The sequence below is a fragment of the Leucobacter allii genome (genome assembly GCF_022919155.1).
Classification (GTDB): domain Bacteria; phylum Actinomycetota; class Actinomycetes; order Actinomycetales; family Microbacteriaceae; genus Leucobacter; species Leucobacter allii.
Map to the genome: position 1 here is coordinate 1,332,145 of NZ_CP095045.1, position 15,604 is coordinate 1,347,748.

Below are 15,604 nucleotides of genomic sequence, written 5' to 3' on the forward strand. Positions count from 1 at the left end.
TCGAATTTCGCACGCCGTCTCCACCGCTATCCTAGAACGTTGTGACAGATTCGGATCCAGGACTCCACCTCCCGGGGACCAGCGCCGCCGAACACCTGCCGCCCGCCTACCCCGAGCGCGCCGCGCACGGCACCGCCGGCACGCTCCGCGCGTGGCAGGAGGAGGCGATCAAGCAGTACCTCGACGCCCACCCCAGGGACTTCCTCGCCTCCGCGACGCCCGGTGCGGGCAAGACCACGTTCGCCCTCCGGCTGGCCGCGATCCTGCGCTCGACCCACACGGTGAGCCAGATCATCGTCGTCGCTCCCACCGAGCACCTGAAGTCGCAGTGGGCCGACGCCGCGGCGCGCGCGGGGATCCGCCTGAACCCGAACTACGCGAACACGGACGGCCTCGGCTACGGCAGGCACTTCCACGGCGTCGCCGTCACCTACGCGCAGGTCGCCATGAAGCCCGTGCAGCACCGGCTGCTGACGGAGAGCGCCGACACGCTCGTGATCATGGACGAGGTGCACCACGGCGGCGACGCGCTGAGCTGGGGCGACGCGATCCGGGAGGCGTACGGCACCGCGAAGCGGCGGCTCTCCCTCACCGGGACGCCCTTCCGCTCGGACGACGCGCCGATCCCCTTCGTGGAGTACGCCCCCAGGGCGACGGCTCGCGGATCTCGCTCACCGACTACGACTACGGCTACGGCCGCGCGCTCGCCGACGGCATCGTGCGCCCGGTCATCTTCATGGTCTACGCGGGGAGGATGCGCTGGCAGACCTCGGCGGGGGAGGAGATGGAGGCCGCGCTCGGCGAGGGGAACACGAAGGACGTCACCTCGCAGGCGTGGCGCACCGCGCTCGATCCCGCGGGGGAGTGGATCGCGAAGGTGCTGCGCGCCGCGGATCGGCGCCTGAGCGAGGTCAGGCAGCAGATCCCCGACGCGGGCGGACTCGTCATCGCGACCGACCACGCCTCCGCGAAGTCCTACGCCGGGCAGCTGCGCGAGATCACGGGGGAGGACGTCGCGCTCATCCTCTCCGACGACGCGGGCGCGTCCGAGAAGATCGACGAGTTCTCCCGCGGCGATTCCCGGTGGATGGTCGCGGTGCGCATGGTCTCCGAAGGGGTGGACGTGCCGCGGCTCGCCGTCGGCGTGTACGCGACGAGCTCGTCCACCCCGCTCTTCTTCGCGCAGGCCATCGGCCGCTTCGTGCGCTCCCGTCGCCGCGGCGAGGTCGCCTCGGTGTTCATCCCCAACGTCCCCGCGCTCATGCAGCTCGCCTCCGAGCTCGAGAAGGAGCGCAACCACGTCCTCGACGGCCCGAAGAGCGCTGAGGAGATGTGGGACGCCGAGGCCGCGCTCATGAGCGAGGCGGAACGGGAGGATCGCGCCTCCTCCGAGCTCCTCGACGAGGGTGAGGGGTTCGTCTATCAGGCGCTCGGCTCCGACGCGCACTTCGACCGCGCCGTGTTCGACGGCGCGGAGTTCGGCGGCTACGCGGAGGTCGAGACCGAGGAGGAGCTCGACTTCCTCGGGTTCCCCGGCCTGCTCGAACCGCAGGAGGTGCGCGCCCTGCTGCAGCAGCGCCAAGCGCGCCAGGCGAAGCGGAGCGCCCACCGGCAGGGCATCCTCGAGCACGCTCCGGAGAAGGCGGAGTCCCCCGAGGCGCTGCATCGCACGCTCGGCGAGCAGCGGAAGCTCCTGAGCAGCCTCGTCGGCATGTACGCGAAGGTGTCGGGGGAGCCGCACAAGGACATCCACACGGAGCTTCGCCGCGTCTGCGGCGGCCCGCCGGTGGCGCAGGCCTCCGTCACCCAGCTGCAGAAGCGCATCGAGCTGCTGCGCCGCCGCCTCCGCCCCTAGTCTTGGGGGCATGGCGAAGCGCACCCCAGGCCCCTCCACGCCCGCGACCGCGGCCCTCGCCCGGGCGGGCATCCCGTTCGCGGTGCGGGCGTACGCGCACGACCCGGCCGCGACGGACTTCGGCGCGGAGGCCGTGCGGGAGCTCGGCGTCGCCCCCGAGCGCGTCTTCAAGACGCTGCTGGCGGAGATCGACGGGGGACTCGCCGTCGCCATCGTACCGGTTTCGGCGCGGCTCGATCTCAAGGCGCTCGCCGCCGTGCTCGGCGGCAAGAAGGCGGTCATGGCCGACCCCGCGCTCGCGCAGCGCAAGACCGGGTACGTCGTCGGGGGAATCAGCCCGTTCGGCCAGCGCACGCGCCTGCCCACGGTGCTCGACGCCTCCGCGCTCGCGCTGCCCGCCGTGCTCGTCTCGGGCGGCAGGCGCGGGCTCGATCTCGAGCTCGCGCCCGCCGATCTGCTGCGGGCCTGCGGGGCGAGCGCCGCTGAGATCGCCCGCTGAGCGGACGACGCGCGCGAGATCCCGGGGCGATTCGATATCGCCCGGAATTCCGTGCTAAGTTATTCCCTGTTCGGCCGATGAAGGATCCGAATCGTTCGCGCGGGTGGCGGAATTGGCAGACGCGCTAGCTTGAGGTGCTAGTGCCCGTATTAGGGCGTGGGGGTTCAAGTCCCCCCTCGCGCACGCGAATGAACGCAGAGCCCCGGCTCGGAACATCATGTTCCGAGCCGGGGCTCTGTCGTGTTTCCGGGGCGCGGTCGGGCCGTCGTGGGGAAGCCGTCAGGGTTCCGCGGATCCCCGTATGGATTCCGTGAGGACGCCCCTCGGCGGAGCGATGCGGGGTGTTGGATCGGGAGATGCGCCCGGCCCGGGCGCGCGGCGCCCGCCCGGCGTCGCCGATCTCCCGAAGGAGTCCCTCGTGCTCGACATCGTCGCCCTCATGGGCGTGATCGTCCTCTTCGCGATCCTCGGCCTGCTGGGGAAGGCGGTGGAGAAGCTGTGATCGTCTTCGAACTTCTCGCCGCCGGCCTCGGGGTCGCGGCGATCGTGTATCTCGTGTTCGCTCTCGTGAACCCGGAGCGCTTCTGATGACCTGGGTGCACGCGCTGCTCGCCCTCGCCACCGTCGCCGTCATCCTGGGCGTGCTGCACCGCCCGTTCGGCGACTACATGGCCTGGGTCTACGCGTCCCGCAAGGACTGGAAGGTCGAACGCGGGATCTACACGGTCATCGGCGTCGACTCGCAGACCGAGCAGACCTGGCAGGCCTACCTGCGCAGCGTGCTCGCGTTCTCCGCGGTCGGCCTGCTGATCGTCTACGGTCTGCAGCGTCTCCAGCAGTGGCTGCCGTACTCGCTGGGCTTGGAGGCCCCGTCGGAGCATCTGTCGTTCAACACCGCGGCCTCGTTCGTCGGCAACACGAACTGGCAGTCGTACTCGCCGGAGCTCACCGTCGGCTACACCGTCCAGTTCGCGGGTCTCGCGGTGCAGAACTTCGTGTCCGCCGCAGTCGGGATCGCGGTCGCGATCGCGCTGGTGCGCGGGTTCGCGTCCCGACGCTCGGGCACGATCGGGAACTTCTGGGTCGACCTGATCCGCGGCACGTTGCGCATCCTGCTGCCGATCGCCGTGGTCGGTGCGATCGCGCTGATGATCGGCGGGGTGATCCAGAACTTCACCGGGTTCACCACCGTCACCACGATCACCGGCGCCACGCAGACGATCCCCGGCGGCCCGACGGCGTCGCAGGAGGCGATCAAGCTGCTCGGCACCAACGGCGGCGGGTTCTTCAACGCGAACTCGTCTCACCCGTTCGAGAACCCCACGGCGTGGACGAACGTGTTCCAGGTGCTGCTGATGCTCGTCATCCCCTTCTCGCTGCCCCGCACCTTCGGACGGATGGTGGGCGACCACCGTCAGGGGAACGCGATCCTCTCCGTGATGGCGATCCTGTACGTGGCGTCGTTCAGCATCCTCACCGCACTGGAATCCGCCGGCATGGGCGCCGCCCCCGAGCTCGCGGGCGGCGCCATGGAGGGCAAGGAGCAGCGGTTCGGGATCATCGGATCCACCCTGTTCGCCACCACCAGCACCGGCACCTCCACCGGCGCGGTGAACTCCATGCACGACTCGTACACCGCCCTGGGCGGGATGATGCCGATGCTGAACATGATGCTCGGCGAAGTCACCCCGGGCGGTGTCGGCTCCGGGATCTACGCGATCCTGATCCTCGCGGTCATCGCCGTGTTCATCTCGGGTCTGCTGATCGGACGCACCCCGGAGTACCTGGGCAAGAAGATCGGTCCGCGCGAGATCAAGCTCGCCGCGCTCACCATCCTCGTCGCGCCCACCCTGGTGCTGGCCGGAACGGCGCTCAGCTTCGCGATCCCCGGCGTCCGGGAAGAGGTGGAGAACACATCGATCTGGAACCCCGGCATCCACGGGATGTCCGAGGTGCTGTACGCGTTCACGTCCGCGGCGAACAACAACGGTTCCGCGTTCGCGGGTCTCACCGCGAACACGCCGTGGCTGAACACCGCGCTGGGGATCGCGATCCTGCTGGGACGGTTTGTGCCGATCGTGTTCGTCCTCGCCCTGGCGGGCTCTCTCGCCGCGCAGGACAGGGTTCCGACCACCTCCGGCACCCTCCCCACGCACCGTCCGATGTTCGTCGGGCTGCTCATCGCGGTCACCGTCCTCGTGACCGCACTCACCTTCTTCCCCGTACTCGCGCTAGGTCCGCTCGCAGAAGGGCTGATGTAACCATGTCCACCATCACCGAACCCCGCCCGGAACCGGCGGGCACCCCCACCCGGACGGGCGGGTTCACCTGGGAACAGGTCCGGTCGGCCCTGCCAGGCGCATTCCGCAAACTCACCCCCCAAGAGCAGTGGCGCAACCCCGTCATGTTCCTCGTCTGGGTCGGTGCCGCGCTCACCACGGTCCTCGCCGTCACGGAGCCGTGCATCGGCGGCCCCGCCGATTCCGGCGGCACGGTGGTGCCAGGGTCGTTCACCGGGGCGATCGCCGTGTGGCTGTGGCTAACCGTGCTGTTCGCGAACCTCGCCGAGTCCGTCGCCGAAGGCCGCGGCAAGGCGCAGGCGGAAACGCTCCGCAAGACCCGCACCAGCACCATGGCCACCCTCGTCAGCAGCTACGACCCGAAGGCCGATGCCGCTGCGGAGCGGGCCGCGACCGCGCAGGTGTCCTCTTCCGATCTCACGCTCGGCGATGTGGTGGTCGTGGCCGCGGGCGAGCTGATCCCCGGCGACGGGGACGTCGTGTGGGGCATCGCGTCGGTGGACGAGTCCGCGATCACGGGCGAATCCGCCCCGGTGGTCCGCGAGTCCGGCGGCGACCGTTCCGCGGTCACCGGCGGCACCCGGGTGCTGTCGGATCGGATCGTGGTGCGCATCACCTCCAAACCGGGTGAAACGTTCGTGGACCGGATGATCTCCCTCGTCGAGGGCGCGGCACGGCAGAAGACGCCGAACGAGATCGCGCTGAACATCCTGCTCGCGTCCCTGTCGATCGTCTTCGTCGTCGTCGCCCTCACCCTGAACCCGATCGCGTCCTACGCGGCCGCCCCCGTGAGCGTCACCGTGCTGGTCGCGCTGCTGGTGTGCCTCATCCCGACGACCATCGGGGCGCTGCTCAGCGCGATCGGCATCGCCGGGATGGACCGGCTCGTGCAGCGCAATGTGCTGGCGATGTCCGGCCGTGCGGTCGAAGCCGCTGGCGATGTGACGACGCTGCTGCTGGACAAGACCGGCACGATCACCTACGGCAACCGGCGCGCCAGCGCGTTCGTCCGCCTCGGCGGGGTGCGTGAGCAGGAGCTGCTCCGGGCCGCCGCGCTGTCGTCGCTGGCGGACCCGACCCCGGAGGGCGTGTCCATCGTGGAGCTCGCCGAGCAGGAGCACGGAGCGTTCGACCGGAGCACGACCGGGGAGATCGTCCCGTTCGCGGCGCAGACGCGCATGTCGGGGCTGGACCTGCCCGATGGCACCCGAATCCGCAAGGGCGCCGGCTCCGCCGTCATGGCGTGGCTGGAGGAGGGCGGGAACCGGTTGCCGTCGTCGCTGGTCGCGGAGCTCGATGAGCAGGTCGAGCACATCTCCCAGTCCGGCGGCACCCCGCTCGTCGTCGCCACCCGGGACGCGACCGGTGCGGGACACCTGCTGGGGGTCGTGCACCTCAAGGACGTCGTCAAGGAGGGGCTGCCGGCGAAGTTCGCCGAGATGCGGGCGATGGGTATCCGCACGGTGATGATCACCGGCGACAACCCACTCACCGCGGCCGCGATCGCGCAGGAAGCCGGCGTCGACGACTTCCTGGCCGAAGCCACCCCGGAGGACAAGCTCGCCTACATCCGCAAGGAGCAGGAGGGCGGGAATCTCGTCGCGATGACCGGCGACGGCACCAACGACGCACCGGCGCTCGCGCAGGCCGATGTCGGGGTCGCGATGAACTCCGGCACCTCCGCGGCGAAAGAAGCCGGGAACATGGTCGACCTCGATTCCGACCCGTCCAAGCTCATCGACGTGGTGCGGATCGGGAAGCAGCTGCTGATCACCCGGGGAGCGTTGACGACGTTCTCGATCGCGAACGACATCGCGAAGTACTTCGCGATCATCCCCGCCATGTTCATGGGCGTGTTCCCGCAGCTCGCCGCGTTGAACATCATGGGCCTGCACTCGCCCGCCTCGGCGGTGCTGTCGGCGATCGTCTTCAACGCGATCGTGATCGTGTTCCTCATCCCGCTCGCGCTGCGCGGAGTGAAGTACCGGCCCGGGAACGCCTCCAGCATCCTCGGCCGCAACCTCGCCGTCTACGGGCTGGGCGGGCTGATCGCCCCCTTCGTCGGGATCTGGCTGATCGACCTGGTCGTCCGCCTCATCCCCGGCTTCTGATACCCCTTCGGAAAGCAGAGAACATCATGAACACGCAAGCTCGCGGAGTCGGGCGCACGATCTGGGTCGCCACCCGCGCCATGGCGCTCCTGACCCTCGTCCTCGGCGTCGGCTACACGCTGGTGATCACCGGCATCGGGCAGGTGGCCCTGCCGGCCCAGACCAACGGGTCGATCCTCACCGATGAGGACGGCGACCCAGTCGGGTCGTCGCTGATCGGCCAGTCCTTCACCGACGCGGACGGCGAGCCGCTGCCGGAGTACTTCCAGTCGCGGCCCTCCGCCGCAGGCGACGGGTACGACGGCGGCGCCTCCTCCGGGTCGAACCTCGGGCCGGAGAACGCTGACCTGATCGCCGCGATCGCCGAGCGCACGTCGCACGTCGCCGAGTTCAACGGCGTCACCGAGGCCGACGTGCCCGCGGATGCGGTGACCGCGTCCGCGTCGGGACTGGACCCGCACATCAGCCCCCAGTACGCGCAGATCCAGATCGACCGGGTTGCCCAGGCGCGCGGGGTCCCCGTGGAGCAGGTGCGGGGACTCGTCGCGGCGCACACCCAGGGCCCGGACGTCGGGTATTTGGGAGAATCGAGGGTGAACGTTCTGGAACTGAACCTCGCCCTGGGTGAGTGGGAGGGCTGATCATGCCGAAACGGGGGCAGCTTCGGGTGCTGCTCGGCGCCGCCCCCGGCGTCGGCAAGACCTTCACCATGCTGGAAGAAGGGCGACGCCTCCTCGGGAACGGGAAAGATGTCGTCGTCGGGGTGGTGGAAACCCACGGCCGCGCCGCAACGGCGGCGATGACCGCGGGAATCCCGGCCGTCCCGCGCACACGTATCGAACATCGCGGGGTCACGCTCGAGGAGATGGACCTCCGGTCGGTGCTGGATCGTCGCCCCGAGATCGCGCTCGTCGACGAGCTCGCGCACACCAACGCGCCTGGCTCGAAGAACGACAAACGCTGGCAGGACGTCGAAGCACTCCTCGCCGCGGGGATCGATGTGATCTCCACCCTCAACATCCAGCACATCGAATCCCTCAACGACGTCGTCGAACAGATCACCGGCGTCCCCCAGCGAGAGACCGTCCCCGACAGCTTCCTGCGCGGTGCGGAGCAGATCGAGGTCGTCGACCTCGCTCCGCAGGCGCTCCGCGACCGGCTCAGCGGAGGATTCGTGTACCCGGCCGAACGCATCGACGCGGCCCTGTCAAACTACTTCCGCCTCGGGAACCTCACCGCGCTGCGCGAACTCGCCCTCATCTGGCTCGCGGACGAGGTCGACCAGGCGCTGAAGGGATACCGCGAGGACCACGGCATCGACAGCACCTGGGAAGCCCGCGAACGCGTCGTCGTCGCCCTCACCGGCGGCCCCGAAGGCGAGACGCTGCTGCGGCGCGGCGCGCGGATCGCGGCCCGCTCCGCCGGCGGGGAACTCATCGCCGTGCACATCACCAGCCAGGACGGGCTCCGCACCGCGAACCCCGCGACCCTTGCCGAACAGCGGGCGCTCGTCGAACAGCTCAACGGCACCTATCATCAGGTCATCGGGGACGATGTTCCCACCGCCCTGGTGGAGTTCGCCCGTTCCGTCAACGCCACTCAGCTCGTTCTCGGCGCCAGCCGCCGCGGACGCGTGACCGCCGCCTTCACCGGGCCCGGGATCGGCGCGACCGTCGTCCGCGAATCCGGCGACATCGATGTGCACATGGTCAATCACCCCGCCTCCGATCGTCGAGGCGTCGGGCTCCCACCGCTCACGGGCGCGCTCACGCGCGAGCGCCGGCTCCTCGGCCTCGCCATCGCCGTCCTCGGCGGCCCCGCCCTCATCGGCGTGCTGACGCTGTTCCGCAGCGAGGACTCCATCACGACGGACGTCCTGAGCTTTCAGCTCCTCGTGGTGGTCGTCGCGCTGGTCGGCGGCCTCTGGCCGGCACTGTTCGCCGCCGTGCTCTCGGGCCTCACCCTCGACTTCCTGTTCATCGAACCCCTCTACACGATCCACATCCACGAGCCGCACCACCTGCTCGCGCTCCTGCTGTACGTCGTGATCGCGAGCCTCGTGAGCGTCGTCGTCGATCGCGCCGCCCGCACCATGCGCGCCGCCCGCCGTGCGGCGGCCGAGTCGGAGCTCATTCAGACGATCGCGGGGAGCGTGCTGCGCGGCGACAACGCCGTCCAGGCGCTCGTCGACCGCACACGGGAGGCGTTCCGGCTCCCCGGCGTCCGTGTGCTCCGCGGGGAGGAGATCCTCGTGCGCTCGGGTGAACCCGTTCCCGACGGCCGTCGCACCGGGATTCCCATCGCCGACGGCACGACTCTGGAACTCCACGGCCCCGATCTCGCCGCGTCGGAACGGCGACTTCTCGCGGTCGTCACCGCGCAGCTCGCCGCCGCGCTCGAGCATCAGGACCTCGCTCGGACCGCGCAGCAGATCGAACCGATCGCGGCGTCCGATCGGGTGCGCGGCGCACTGCTGTCCGCACTCAGCCACGACCTGCGCCGGCCGCTGGCCGCCGCCGTCGCCGCGGTCGGCGGTCTCAGGGCCGCCGGACGCGACCTGTCGGCCGCCGAGACCGGTGAACTGCTCGACACGGCCGATGAGAGCCTCGCGGCGCTCTCCGCACTCGTCACCGACCTGCTCGACGTCAGCCGCCTGCATGCCGGGGCCCTCACCATCGCGGACCTTCCCACGGATCCCGCCGAGGCGATCGCCCCGGCATTGGACGAGCTCCGCCTGGGCCCGACGGAGATCACCCTCGACCTCGGGCACGGAGACGCGCTCGCGCACGCCGACCCGGTGCTCCTGCAGCGGGTGCTCGTGAATCTGCTCGCGAACGCGCATCGCCACAGCCCGGCGGCAACTCCGGTGCACCTCGGCACCAGCGCATTCCGCGACCGGCTCGAGATCCGCGTCGTCGACCGCGGCCCCGGCATCCCGCTCGAGCAGCGGGACGCGGTGTTCCTGCCCTTCCAGCGCCTCGGGGACACCGACAACGCCACGGGTCTCGGCCTCGGCCTCGCGCTCTCACGCGGTTTCGTCGAAGCGATGCACGGTACGCTCACGCCCGAGGACACTCCGGGCGGCGGGCTCACGATGGTCGTCTCCCTCCCCGCGATCCCGAGACAGGAGCCGCAATGAAGATCCTGATCGCCGACGACGACCCGCAGCTGCTCCGCGCGCTGCGCATCACGCTCACCGCCACCGGTTACGAGGTCCGCACCGCCGCCGACGGCGCCGAGGCGATCGCCGCAGCCATCGACGATCGTCCGGACCTCCTCCTGCTCGATCTCGGCATGCCGCGCCTCGACGGCGTCGAGGTGATCCAGGCGGTCCGCGGCTGGTCCGCGGCCCCCATCCTCGTCGTCTCCGGGCGCGCCGGGGCCGCCGACAAAGTCGAAGCCCTCGACGCGGGCGCCGACGACTACATCACGAAACCCTTCGCCGTCGAGGAACTCCTCGCGCGCATCCGGGCCGTCACGCGGCGCGGCTCGGCGGACGGGGCGAACCCCGTCGCACGGCTCGGCGCCGTCACCGTCGACCTCGCCGCCCACAGCGTCACCCGACTGGGGGCGGAGGGGAGCCGCCAGATCCGACTCACGCCGACCGAGTGGCAGGTCATCGAGATCCTCATCCGCAACGCCGGGAAGCTCGTCACTCGTCAGACGATCCTCACGTCGATCTGGGGCACCGAGCACGCCGCGGACAGCGGCTACCTGCGGCTCTACATCTCGCAGCTGCGCCGCAAGCTCGAAGACGTCCCGGCGCGCCCGGTTCACATCATCACCGAGCCCGGCATGGGGTACCGGCTCGTCGGCGTCGACGGCTGAGCCGGCGGCTGCGCGCAACCCCCTTGCCCGGCGCCCCGGCCGCGCGTAGCGTCGGGGCGAACGGCATCGGCCGCGAGATCCGCACGGTCGAACGACGAGAACGGGGGAGCCGGCATGGGCGAGGAGACGGGCGTGCGATCGGTCGAGGCATTCGAGCTCGACTGCTACCTGGGGCTCTGGTACGAGCTCGGACGGCTGCCGCTGCGGTTCGAGGACGACGGCGCCGTCGATGTGACGGCCGAGTACCGGCTGCGCGAGGACGGCGCCGTGGAGGTGGACAACCGCTGCATCGATGCCGCGGGCGAGCCGACGCAGGCGCTCGGGCGCGCGGAGCCCGACCCCGAGCACCCCGGCCGGCTCCGGGTGAGCTTCCTGCCAGCCGGGCTGCGCTGGATCCCCTTCACGCACGCCGACTACTGGGTGCTCGCGCTCGCCGACGGGTACGGGGCCGCGCTCGTGGGCACGCCCGACCGCCGGCATCTCTGGCTCCTCTCGCGCGAACCGCGGCTCGACCCCGCGACCGCCGGGCGGCTGCTCGCGGTCGCGACCGCGCAGGGGTACGCGCTGGAGCGGTGGATCGAGACGCCCCAGTCGGGCGGACGCGTCGACGACGCCCGCCTGGAGGAGGCGTGAGCGACCGGCCCGTGCGCGTGCGGCTGCTCAACGACTTCGATGTCGTCGTCGCGGGCCTGCGGTCGATGCTCGCCCCCTTCGCGCACCGCATCGCCGTCGTGGAAACGGAGGCCGGCGGCGTCGGAGGCCGCCCCGCCGACCTCGCGCTGTACGACACCTTCGGCCGGCCGCAGGCGGACCCCCGCGGGCTCGCCGAGCTGCGCGCCGATCCGGGGGTCGGGGAGATCGCGGTCTACAGCTGGAACACGGATCCCGAGCTCGTGGCGCAGGCGCTCGCACAGGGCTGCCGCGGCTACCTCGACAAGTCGCTGCCGGCGGCGGAGCTCGTCGCGCGGCTCGAACGGATCGCCGCGGGGGAGACCGTGGTGCCGAGCGGCGACGTCACGCGCACCGCCGACGCATCGCCGGGCGACTGGCCCGGCCGGCGCGCCGGGCTCAGCGAACGCGAAGCCGAGGCGGTGTCGCTCATCGCGCAGGGCTACACCAACCCTGAGATCGCCGCACGGCTCTACGTCACCGGGAACTCGCTCAAGAGCTACATCCGCTCGGCGTACCGCAAGATGGGGGTCGAGCGCCGCGCGCAGGCCGTGCGCTGGGCCATCGCGCACGGCCTGCTGCCGCCCGACGACGCGTGACGCCCGCAGGCACCGGAGCGACCCTCCAGGATAGCGGCGCAGCGCGTCGCCGCGCCCCACCCCACGGGGTGAGCCCCCGGGCGGCTACGGTCGGAGAGCGGGGACGGCGCCGACGCACCGGCATCCCGGCGTTCCGCACCACCGACGCGAAGGAACTCATGGGCACCCTGATCTACACCGACACGCTCCAGGTCCAGCTCGACGACCGGACGCTCGAGCATCTGCGCTTCGTCGTGTTCGAGAAGCTGCGCAACAAGGAGTCCTTCCCGCTCACCTGGGTGCGACGCGACGCCGGGCGCGCAACGGCATCGACCTCGGTCTGGGTCTGCCCGGAGACGCCGATCGGATTCCAGATCTCGGGCGAGGGGAGCAGCGAGCTCTCGCGCGCCCAGATCGAGGCCCTCATGAGGATGAGCTATACGCCGCGCGGCCTGGTCATCGCCGCGAGTTGAGCGCCCGACCGACGCCGCGCCGTCAGGCGTGCTGACCCGGGTGGATCCCCTCGGCGATCTCCTCGACGAGCTTGGCCGTGAACGCGGGGAGATCCTCGGGGGTGCGGCTCGTCACGAGCCCCTGGTCCACCACCACCTCCTCGTCCACCCACTCGGCGCCCGCGTTGCGCAGATCGGTGCGGAGGCTCGGGTAGGACGTCACCCGACGACCGCGCAGCACGTCCGCGTCCGCGAGGATCCACCCGCCGTGGCAGATCGCCCCGACCGGTTTGCCCTGCGCGAAGAACTCGCGGGCGAATCCGACGGCGTCCGCGTCCATCCGGATCCGGTCGCCGTTCGCCACGCCGCCCGGGAGGACGAGTGCGTCGTAGTCGCCCGCGACCGCTTCGGCCACAGTACGGTCGGCGGTCGCCTCGTGCCCGTGCGCTCCGGTGATCGTTCCCGCCTGCGACGACACGACGTCCACGGCGGCGCCGTGCTCCTGGAGTACCGCGAGGGGCTCGCTCAATTCGGAGTCCTCGTATCCGTCGCCCGCCAGAATCGCCACGCGGGCGCCGTTCAGATGCGTCATCGTTCCTCCTCCGTACGTACATGCGGCCCGTGCGGCCTCGGGCCGCGGCCGCGCGGTGCGGCCGTGCGCCGCACCACTCCACATCCCAGCCGGATTCCGAGCGCGCCGCCACCCCGTTGCGGAGGCGGGCCGCCCGGAGTATGTTCGGCTTCCCGGGATCGCAGCGCTAGCCTCCGGCGGCGCTCCGTGTCAAGCCCTGGGGCGGTACCGCGAGGCGGCCTAGGCTCGGCGGCAGCAGCGCGGCGGGATCGCTCCCGCGGGCGGGCGCTGCGGGGGAGGAGGCGGGCATGGACCGGGCGTTCGGCATCGAGGAGGAGTTCCTGCTGCTCGACGCGCGCAGCGGGCTCCCGGTCGATCGCGCAGCCGAGGTCATCCGGGCCGTCCCGGAACTCGGGCGCCTCGCCGAGCGCGAGTTCCTCGCGAGCCAGCTCGAGGTCGCGACCCCGGTCTGCCGCACCGCTGCGGCCGCTGAGGAGTTCCTCGCCGGCTTCCGGACGGCGGCGGCGGATGCCGCCGAGCGCTGCGGAGCGGTGCTCGCGAGCACGGGCCTCGCCCCCTTCGGCGGGGCGGCGAGCGGTGCCGTCACGCCGAAGCCGCGCTACCTCCGGATCCGCGCCGAGATGCGCGAGGTGGCCGCCCATCAGTTCATGGTCGGCACCCACGTGCACGTCGAGGTCCCGTCCCGCGAGGCCGGCGTCGACGCGCTCGCCCGCCTGGCCCGCTGGATGCCCGTGCTGCTCGCGATGACGGCGAACTCGCCACTGTGGTGCGGCGCGGCGACGGGGTTCGCGAGCTGGCGGCACATCCGGGGACTCGCATGGCCCACCGCCGGATATCCGCCGGCGTTCCCCGACGGGGCGGCCTACTCGGACGGCGTCGCGGAGCTCATCGATGCCGGAGTGCTCATCGACGCCGGACATCTCACCTGGACGGCGCGGCTCTCGGAGCGCTACCCGACGATCGAACTGCGGATCGCGGATGCCCAGCTCGATCATCGGGACTCGGTGGCCTTCGCGGTGATCGTGCGCGCCCTCGTCGAACGCGCGCTGCGCGCGCTCGCCGCGGGGGCGGCGCGGCCGCGCTGCGCGCCCGCGCTCGTGGACGGGGCGAGCTGGCTCGCCGCCAGGGACGGGCTCGGCGCCATGCTCGTCGATCCGTCGACCGGGATCGCCGCGCCGGCCCGCGTCCGTCTCGTGGAGCTGTTCGACGAGATCTCGGAGGAGCTCGAGCGCTTCGGCGACCGCGAGCGCGCGACGGCGTACCTCGCGCGGCTGCGACGGACGGGGAGTCCCGCCGAGCGGCAGCTCGGCGCGTTCCGTTCGGGCGGCGCGCAGGCGCTGCTGAGACTCTACGCCTCGGCGGCGCGAATCCCGTTCGCCGCACCGCTCGGCGTCGCGCCGCCGCTCGCGCCACCGCGGGGCGCGGAGGCGACGGGGCTTGCCCGGCGGCTGGACCCTGCATAGCGTGGACGGCACAGAGCCGGACGACGGGACCATGGGCGGCCGCACGGCGCGGCGAGGAAGGGCGAGGAGGCGGGCCGATGGCGGACAGCACGGACGGAGCGGCCGGCGCGATGCGGGCCGGGGGCCCCGCGGCCGAGACGTCGCTCGGCGTCGACGGCCGGGAGGAGACGCCGAACCAGCGCGCCGATCGCAACTGGAACGAGCTGCTGCAGGAGGTGCGCGTCACGCAGACCTCCACGCAGATCCTGGGCGCGTTCCTGCTCGCGGTCGCCTTCCAGCCCCGCTTCACCGAGCTCGACGACTACCAGCGGGCCCTCTACCTCGTGCTCGTGGCCGTCGCCGCGCTCGCGACCGCCCCGGCGCTCGCCCTCGTCATGCTGCACCGCAAGCACTTCGGCACGCTGCAGAAGGCCCGCGTCGTGCTCACCGGCAACCGGCTCCTGAAGGCCAATCTCGTCATCGTCTCCGTGCTGACGGCGGGCGTCGCGAGTCTCGTCTTCGACTTCGTGCTCGGGCGCACGGCCGGCTTCGTCGCCCTCGGGGCCGGCGTGCTCGTGAACTTCGGGCTCTGGGCGTTCATCCCGCTCGCCCAATACCGCCGTCGCCCGGGAGAAGTCAACCCCGCAGACGATCGGCACGCGGCGCCGTAGGCTCGGGACACCGCGGGCGGGAGCGGCACGGCTTCCGTCTCGCGGTCCAAGATCCGACACCCGCGAGGCCGCCGCCGCGCAGCGGGGGAGCGAGGCCTCGTGCGCCGCGAACGTCCGTTCGCGGCGCGGAGAGAGGAGCAACGCATGCCCACCGTCAGCAGTGACATCGACATCGCCCTGCCCGTGCGAACGGTCTACGACCAGTGGACGCAGTTCGAGGACTACCCCGCGTTCATGTCCGGCGTCGAGGAGGTGCGGCAGCTCGACGACCGCACGCTCTACTGGGATGTCCGCGTCGGCGGCGTCGAGCGCGGGTTCCAGGCCGAGATCACCGAGCAGCTCCCCGACGAGCGCATCGCGTGGCGCAGCACGAGCGGGCCGCCCAACGCCGGCGTCGTCACCTTCCACCGGCTCGACGAGCGGACGACGCGGGTGCGCCTGCAGCTCGAGTGGGAACCGGAGGGGCTCGTCGAGCGCGTCGGCTCCGCCCTGCAGATCGACGACGCCCAGGTCGCGGCCGATCTGCGGGAGTTCGCGAGGCTCATGGAGGACAACGGCTTCGCGACCGGCGCCTGGCGCGGCACGATCGGATCCTGAGGAGCTCGGA

The 15,604-nt window shown here is 71.5% G+C and carries 15 protein-coding genes, 1 tRNA gene and 1 pseudogene; 16 read left to right on the top strand and 1 reads right to left on the bottom strand.

What is annotated here, in order from left to right; all coding sequences use genetic code 11:
* Nucleotides 1–41: 41 nt before the first annotated feature.
* The 13 genes and pseudogenes from MUN78_RS06195 to MUN78_RS06255 all read left to right on the top strand — a co-directional run bounded on the left by MUN78_RS06195 (nt 42) and on the right by MUN78_RS06255 (nt 12,313).
* Nucleotides 42–1,855, top strand: a pseudogene (locus MUN78_RS06195) (DEAD/DEAH box helicase).
* A 10-nt stretch (nt 1,856–1,865) separates the two neighbouring features.
* Nucleotides 1,866–2,354 carry a Cys-tRNA(Pro) deacylase gene (gene ybaK / locus MUN78_RS06200; RefSeq protein WP_244729480.1) on the top strand — a complete coding sequence of 163 codons (489 nt, stop codon included), beginning with the start codon at nt 1,866–1,868 and terminating at the stop codon, nt 2,352–2,354.
* A gap of 97 nt (nt 2,355–2,451) precedes the next feature.
* Nucleotides 2,452–2,537: transfer RNA gene (locus MUN78_RS06205), tRNA-Leu, on the top strand.
* A 118-nt stretch (nt 2,538–2,655) separates the two neighbouring features.
* Entirely contained in the window at nt 2,656–2,856 is a 201-nt protein-coding gene (locus MUN78_RS06210; protein ID WP_244693650.1) for a hypothetical protein, read from the top strand.
* Complete coding sequence (locus MUN78_RS06215) at nt 2,853–2,942, top strand: potassium-transporting ATPase subunit F (protein ID WP_244693651.1); 90 nt, start codon at nt 2,853–2,855, stop codon at nt 2,940–2,942. Before MUN78_RS06210 ends, MUN78_RS06215 begins: the two co-directional genes overlap by 4 nt.
* On the top strand, nt 2,942–4,615 hold the full coding sequence (kdpA, locus tag MUN78_RS06220) for a potassium-transporting ATPase subunit KdpA (protein WP_244729481.1): 1,674 nt from the start codon (nt 2,942–2,944) through the stop codon (nt 4,613–4,615). The genes MUN78_RS06215 and kdpA overlap by 1 nt, the downstream gene beginning before the upstream one ends.
* A 2-nt stretch (nt 4,616–4,617) precedes the next feature.
* The gene (gene kdpB, locus MUN78_RS06225; RefSeq protein WP_244729482.1) at nt 4,618–6,765 is read left to right on the top strand and encodes a potassium-transporting ATPase subunit KdpB; all 2,148 of its coding nucleotides are present in this window, start codon (nt 4,618–4,620) and stop codon (nt 6,763–6,765) included.
* Between the two features lie 26 nt (nt 6,766–6,791).
* Complete coding sequence (gene kdpC / locus MUN78_RS06230) at nt 6,792–7,406, top strand: K(+)-transporting ATPase subunit C (protein WP_244729483.1); 615 nt, start codon at nt 6,792–6,794, stop codon at nt 7,404–7,406.
* 2 nt (nt 7,407–7,408) lie between these two features.
* Entirely contained in the window at nt 7,409–9,904 is a 2,496-nt protein-coding gene (locus MUN78_RS06235) for a sensor histidine kinase (RefSeq protein WP_244729484.1), read from the top strand.
* On the top strand, nt 9,901–10,593 hold the full coding sequence (locus MUN78_RS06240; protein ID WP_244693656.1) for a response regulator: 693 nt from the start codon (nt 9,901–9,903) through the stop codon (nt 10,591–10,593). Before MUN78_RS06235 ends, MUN78_RS06240 begins: the two co-directional genes overlap by 4 nt.
* Nucleotides 10,594–10,707: 114 nt before the next feature.
* Nucleotides 10,708–11,226: a lipocalin family protein gene (locus MUN78_RS06245; RefSeq protein ID WP_244729485.1), complete on the top strand. Its 519-nt coding sequence runs from the start codon at nt 10,708–10,710 to the stop codon at nt 11,224–11,226.
* Nucleotides 11,223–11,861 carry a response regulator transcription factor gene (locus MUN78_RS06250; RefSeq protein WP_244693658.1) on the top strand — a complete coding sequence of 213 codons (639 nt, stop codon included), beginning with the start codon at nt 11,223–11,225 and terminating at the stop codon, nt 11,859–11,861. Before MUN78_RS06245 ends, MUN78_RS06250 begins: the two co-directional genes overlap by 4 nt.
* A 158-nt stretch (nt 11,862–12,019) precedes the next feature.
* The gene (locus MUN78_RS06255) at nt 12,020–12,313 is read left to right on the top strand and encodes a DUF7882 family protein (protein ID WP_244693659.1); all 294 of its coding nucleotides are present in this window, start codon (nt 12,020–12,022) and stop codon (nt 12,311–12,313) included.
* 22 nt (nt 12,314–12,335) lie between these two features.
* On the opposite strand, the gene MUN78_RS06260 is transcribed toward MUN78_RS06255, so the two are convergent.
* The gene (locus tag MUN78_RS06260; RefSeq protein WP_244729486.1) at nt 12,336–12,884 is read right to left on the bottom strand and encodes a type 1 glutamine amidotransferase domain-containing protein; all 549 of its coding nucleotides are present in this window, start codon (nt 12,882–12,884) and stop codon (nt 12,336–12,338) included.
* A 287-nt stretch (nt 12,885–13,171) separates the two neighbouring features.
* On the opposite strand from MUN78_RS06260, the gene MUN78_RS06265 reads away from it, so the two are divergent.
* The 3 genes from MUN78_RS06265 to MUN78_RS06275 all read left to right on the top strand — a co-directional run bounded on the left by MUN78_RS06265 (nt 13,172) and on the right by MUN78_RS06275 (nt 15,594).
* On the top strand, nt 13,172–14,347 hold the full coding sequence (locus MUN78_RS06265) for a carboxylate-amine ligase (RefSeq protein WP_244693661.1): 1,176 nt from the start codon (nt 13,172–13,174) through the stop codon (nt 14,345–14,347).
* Between the two features lie 77 nt (nt 14,348–14,424).
* Nucleotides 14,425–14,997: a DUF6328 family protein gene (locus tag MUN78_RS06270; protein WP_244729487.1), complete on the top strand. Its 573-nt coding sequence runs from the start codon at nt 14,425–14,427 to the stop codon at nt 14,995–14,997.
* Between the two features lie 144 nt (nt 14,998–15,141).
* Nucleotides 15,142–15,594 carry an SRPBCC family protein gene (locus MUN78_RS06275; RefSeq protein ID WP_244693663.1) on the top strand — a complete coding sequence of 151 codons (453 nt, stop codon included), beginning with the start codon at nt 15,142–15,144 and terminating at the stop codon, nt 15,592–15,594.
* Nucleotides 15,595–15,604 lie beyond the last annotated feature (10 nt).

Coding starts and splice junctions, on each gene's coding strand:
- MUN78_RS06275 (WP_244693663.1), top strand. CDS start 15,142: ATGCCCACCGTCAGCAGTGACATCGACATCGCCCTGCCCGTGCGAACG.
- MUN78_RS06210 (WP_244693650.1), top strand. CDS start 2,656: ATGGATTCCGTGAGGACGCCCCTCGGCGGAGCGATGCGGGGTGTTGGA.
- MUN78_RS06270 (WP_244729487.1), top strand. CDS start 14,425: ATGGCGGACAGCACGGACGGAGCGGCCGGCGCGATGCGGGCCGGGGGC.
- MUN78_RS06260 (WP_244729486.1), bottom strand. CDS start 12,884: ATGACGCATCTGAACGGCGCCCGCGTGGCGATTCTGGCGGGCGACGGA.
- kdpA (WP_244729481.1), top strand. CDS start 2,942: ATGACCTGGGTGCACGCGCTGCTCGCCCTCGCCACCGTCGCCGTCATC.
- kdpC (WP_244729483.1), top strand. CDS start 6,792: ATGAACACGCAAGCTCGCGGAGTCGGGCGCACGATCTGGGTCGCCACC.
- MUN78_RS06245 (WP_244729485.1), top strand. CDS start 10,708: ATGGGCGAGGAGACGGGCGTGCGATCGGTCGAGGCATTCGAGCTCGAC.
- MUN78_RS06265 (WP_244693661.1), top strand. CDS start 13,172: ATGGACCGGGCGTTCGGCATCGAGGAGGAGTTCCTGCTGCTCGACGCG.
- MUN78_RS06235 (WP_244729484.1), top strand. CDS start 7,409: ATGCCGAAACGGGGGCAGCTTCGGGTGCTGCTCGGCGCCGCCCCCGGC.
- ybaK (WP_244729480.1), top strand. CDS start 1,866: ATGGCGAAGCGCACCCCAGGCCCCTCCACGCCCGCGACCGCGGCCCTC.
- MUN78_RS06240 (WP_244693656.1), top strand. CDS start 9,901: ATGAAGATCCTGATCGCCGACGACGACCCGCAGCTGCTCCGCGCGCTG.
- MUN78_RS06255 (WP_244693659.1), top strand. CDS start 12,020: ATGGGCACCCTGATCTACACCGACACGCTCCAGGTCCAGCTCGACGAC.
- kdpB (WP_244729482.1), top strand. CDS start 4,618: ATGTCCACCATCACCGAACCCCGCCCGGAACCGGCGGGCACCCCCACC.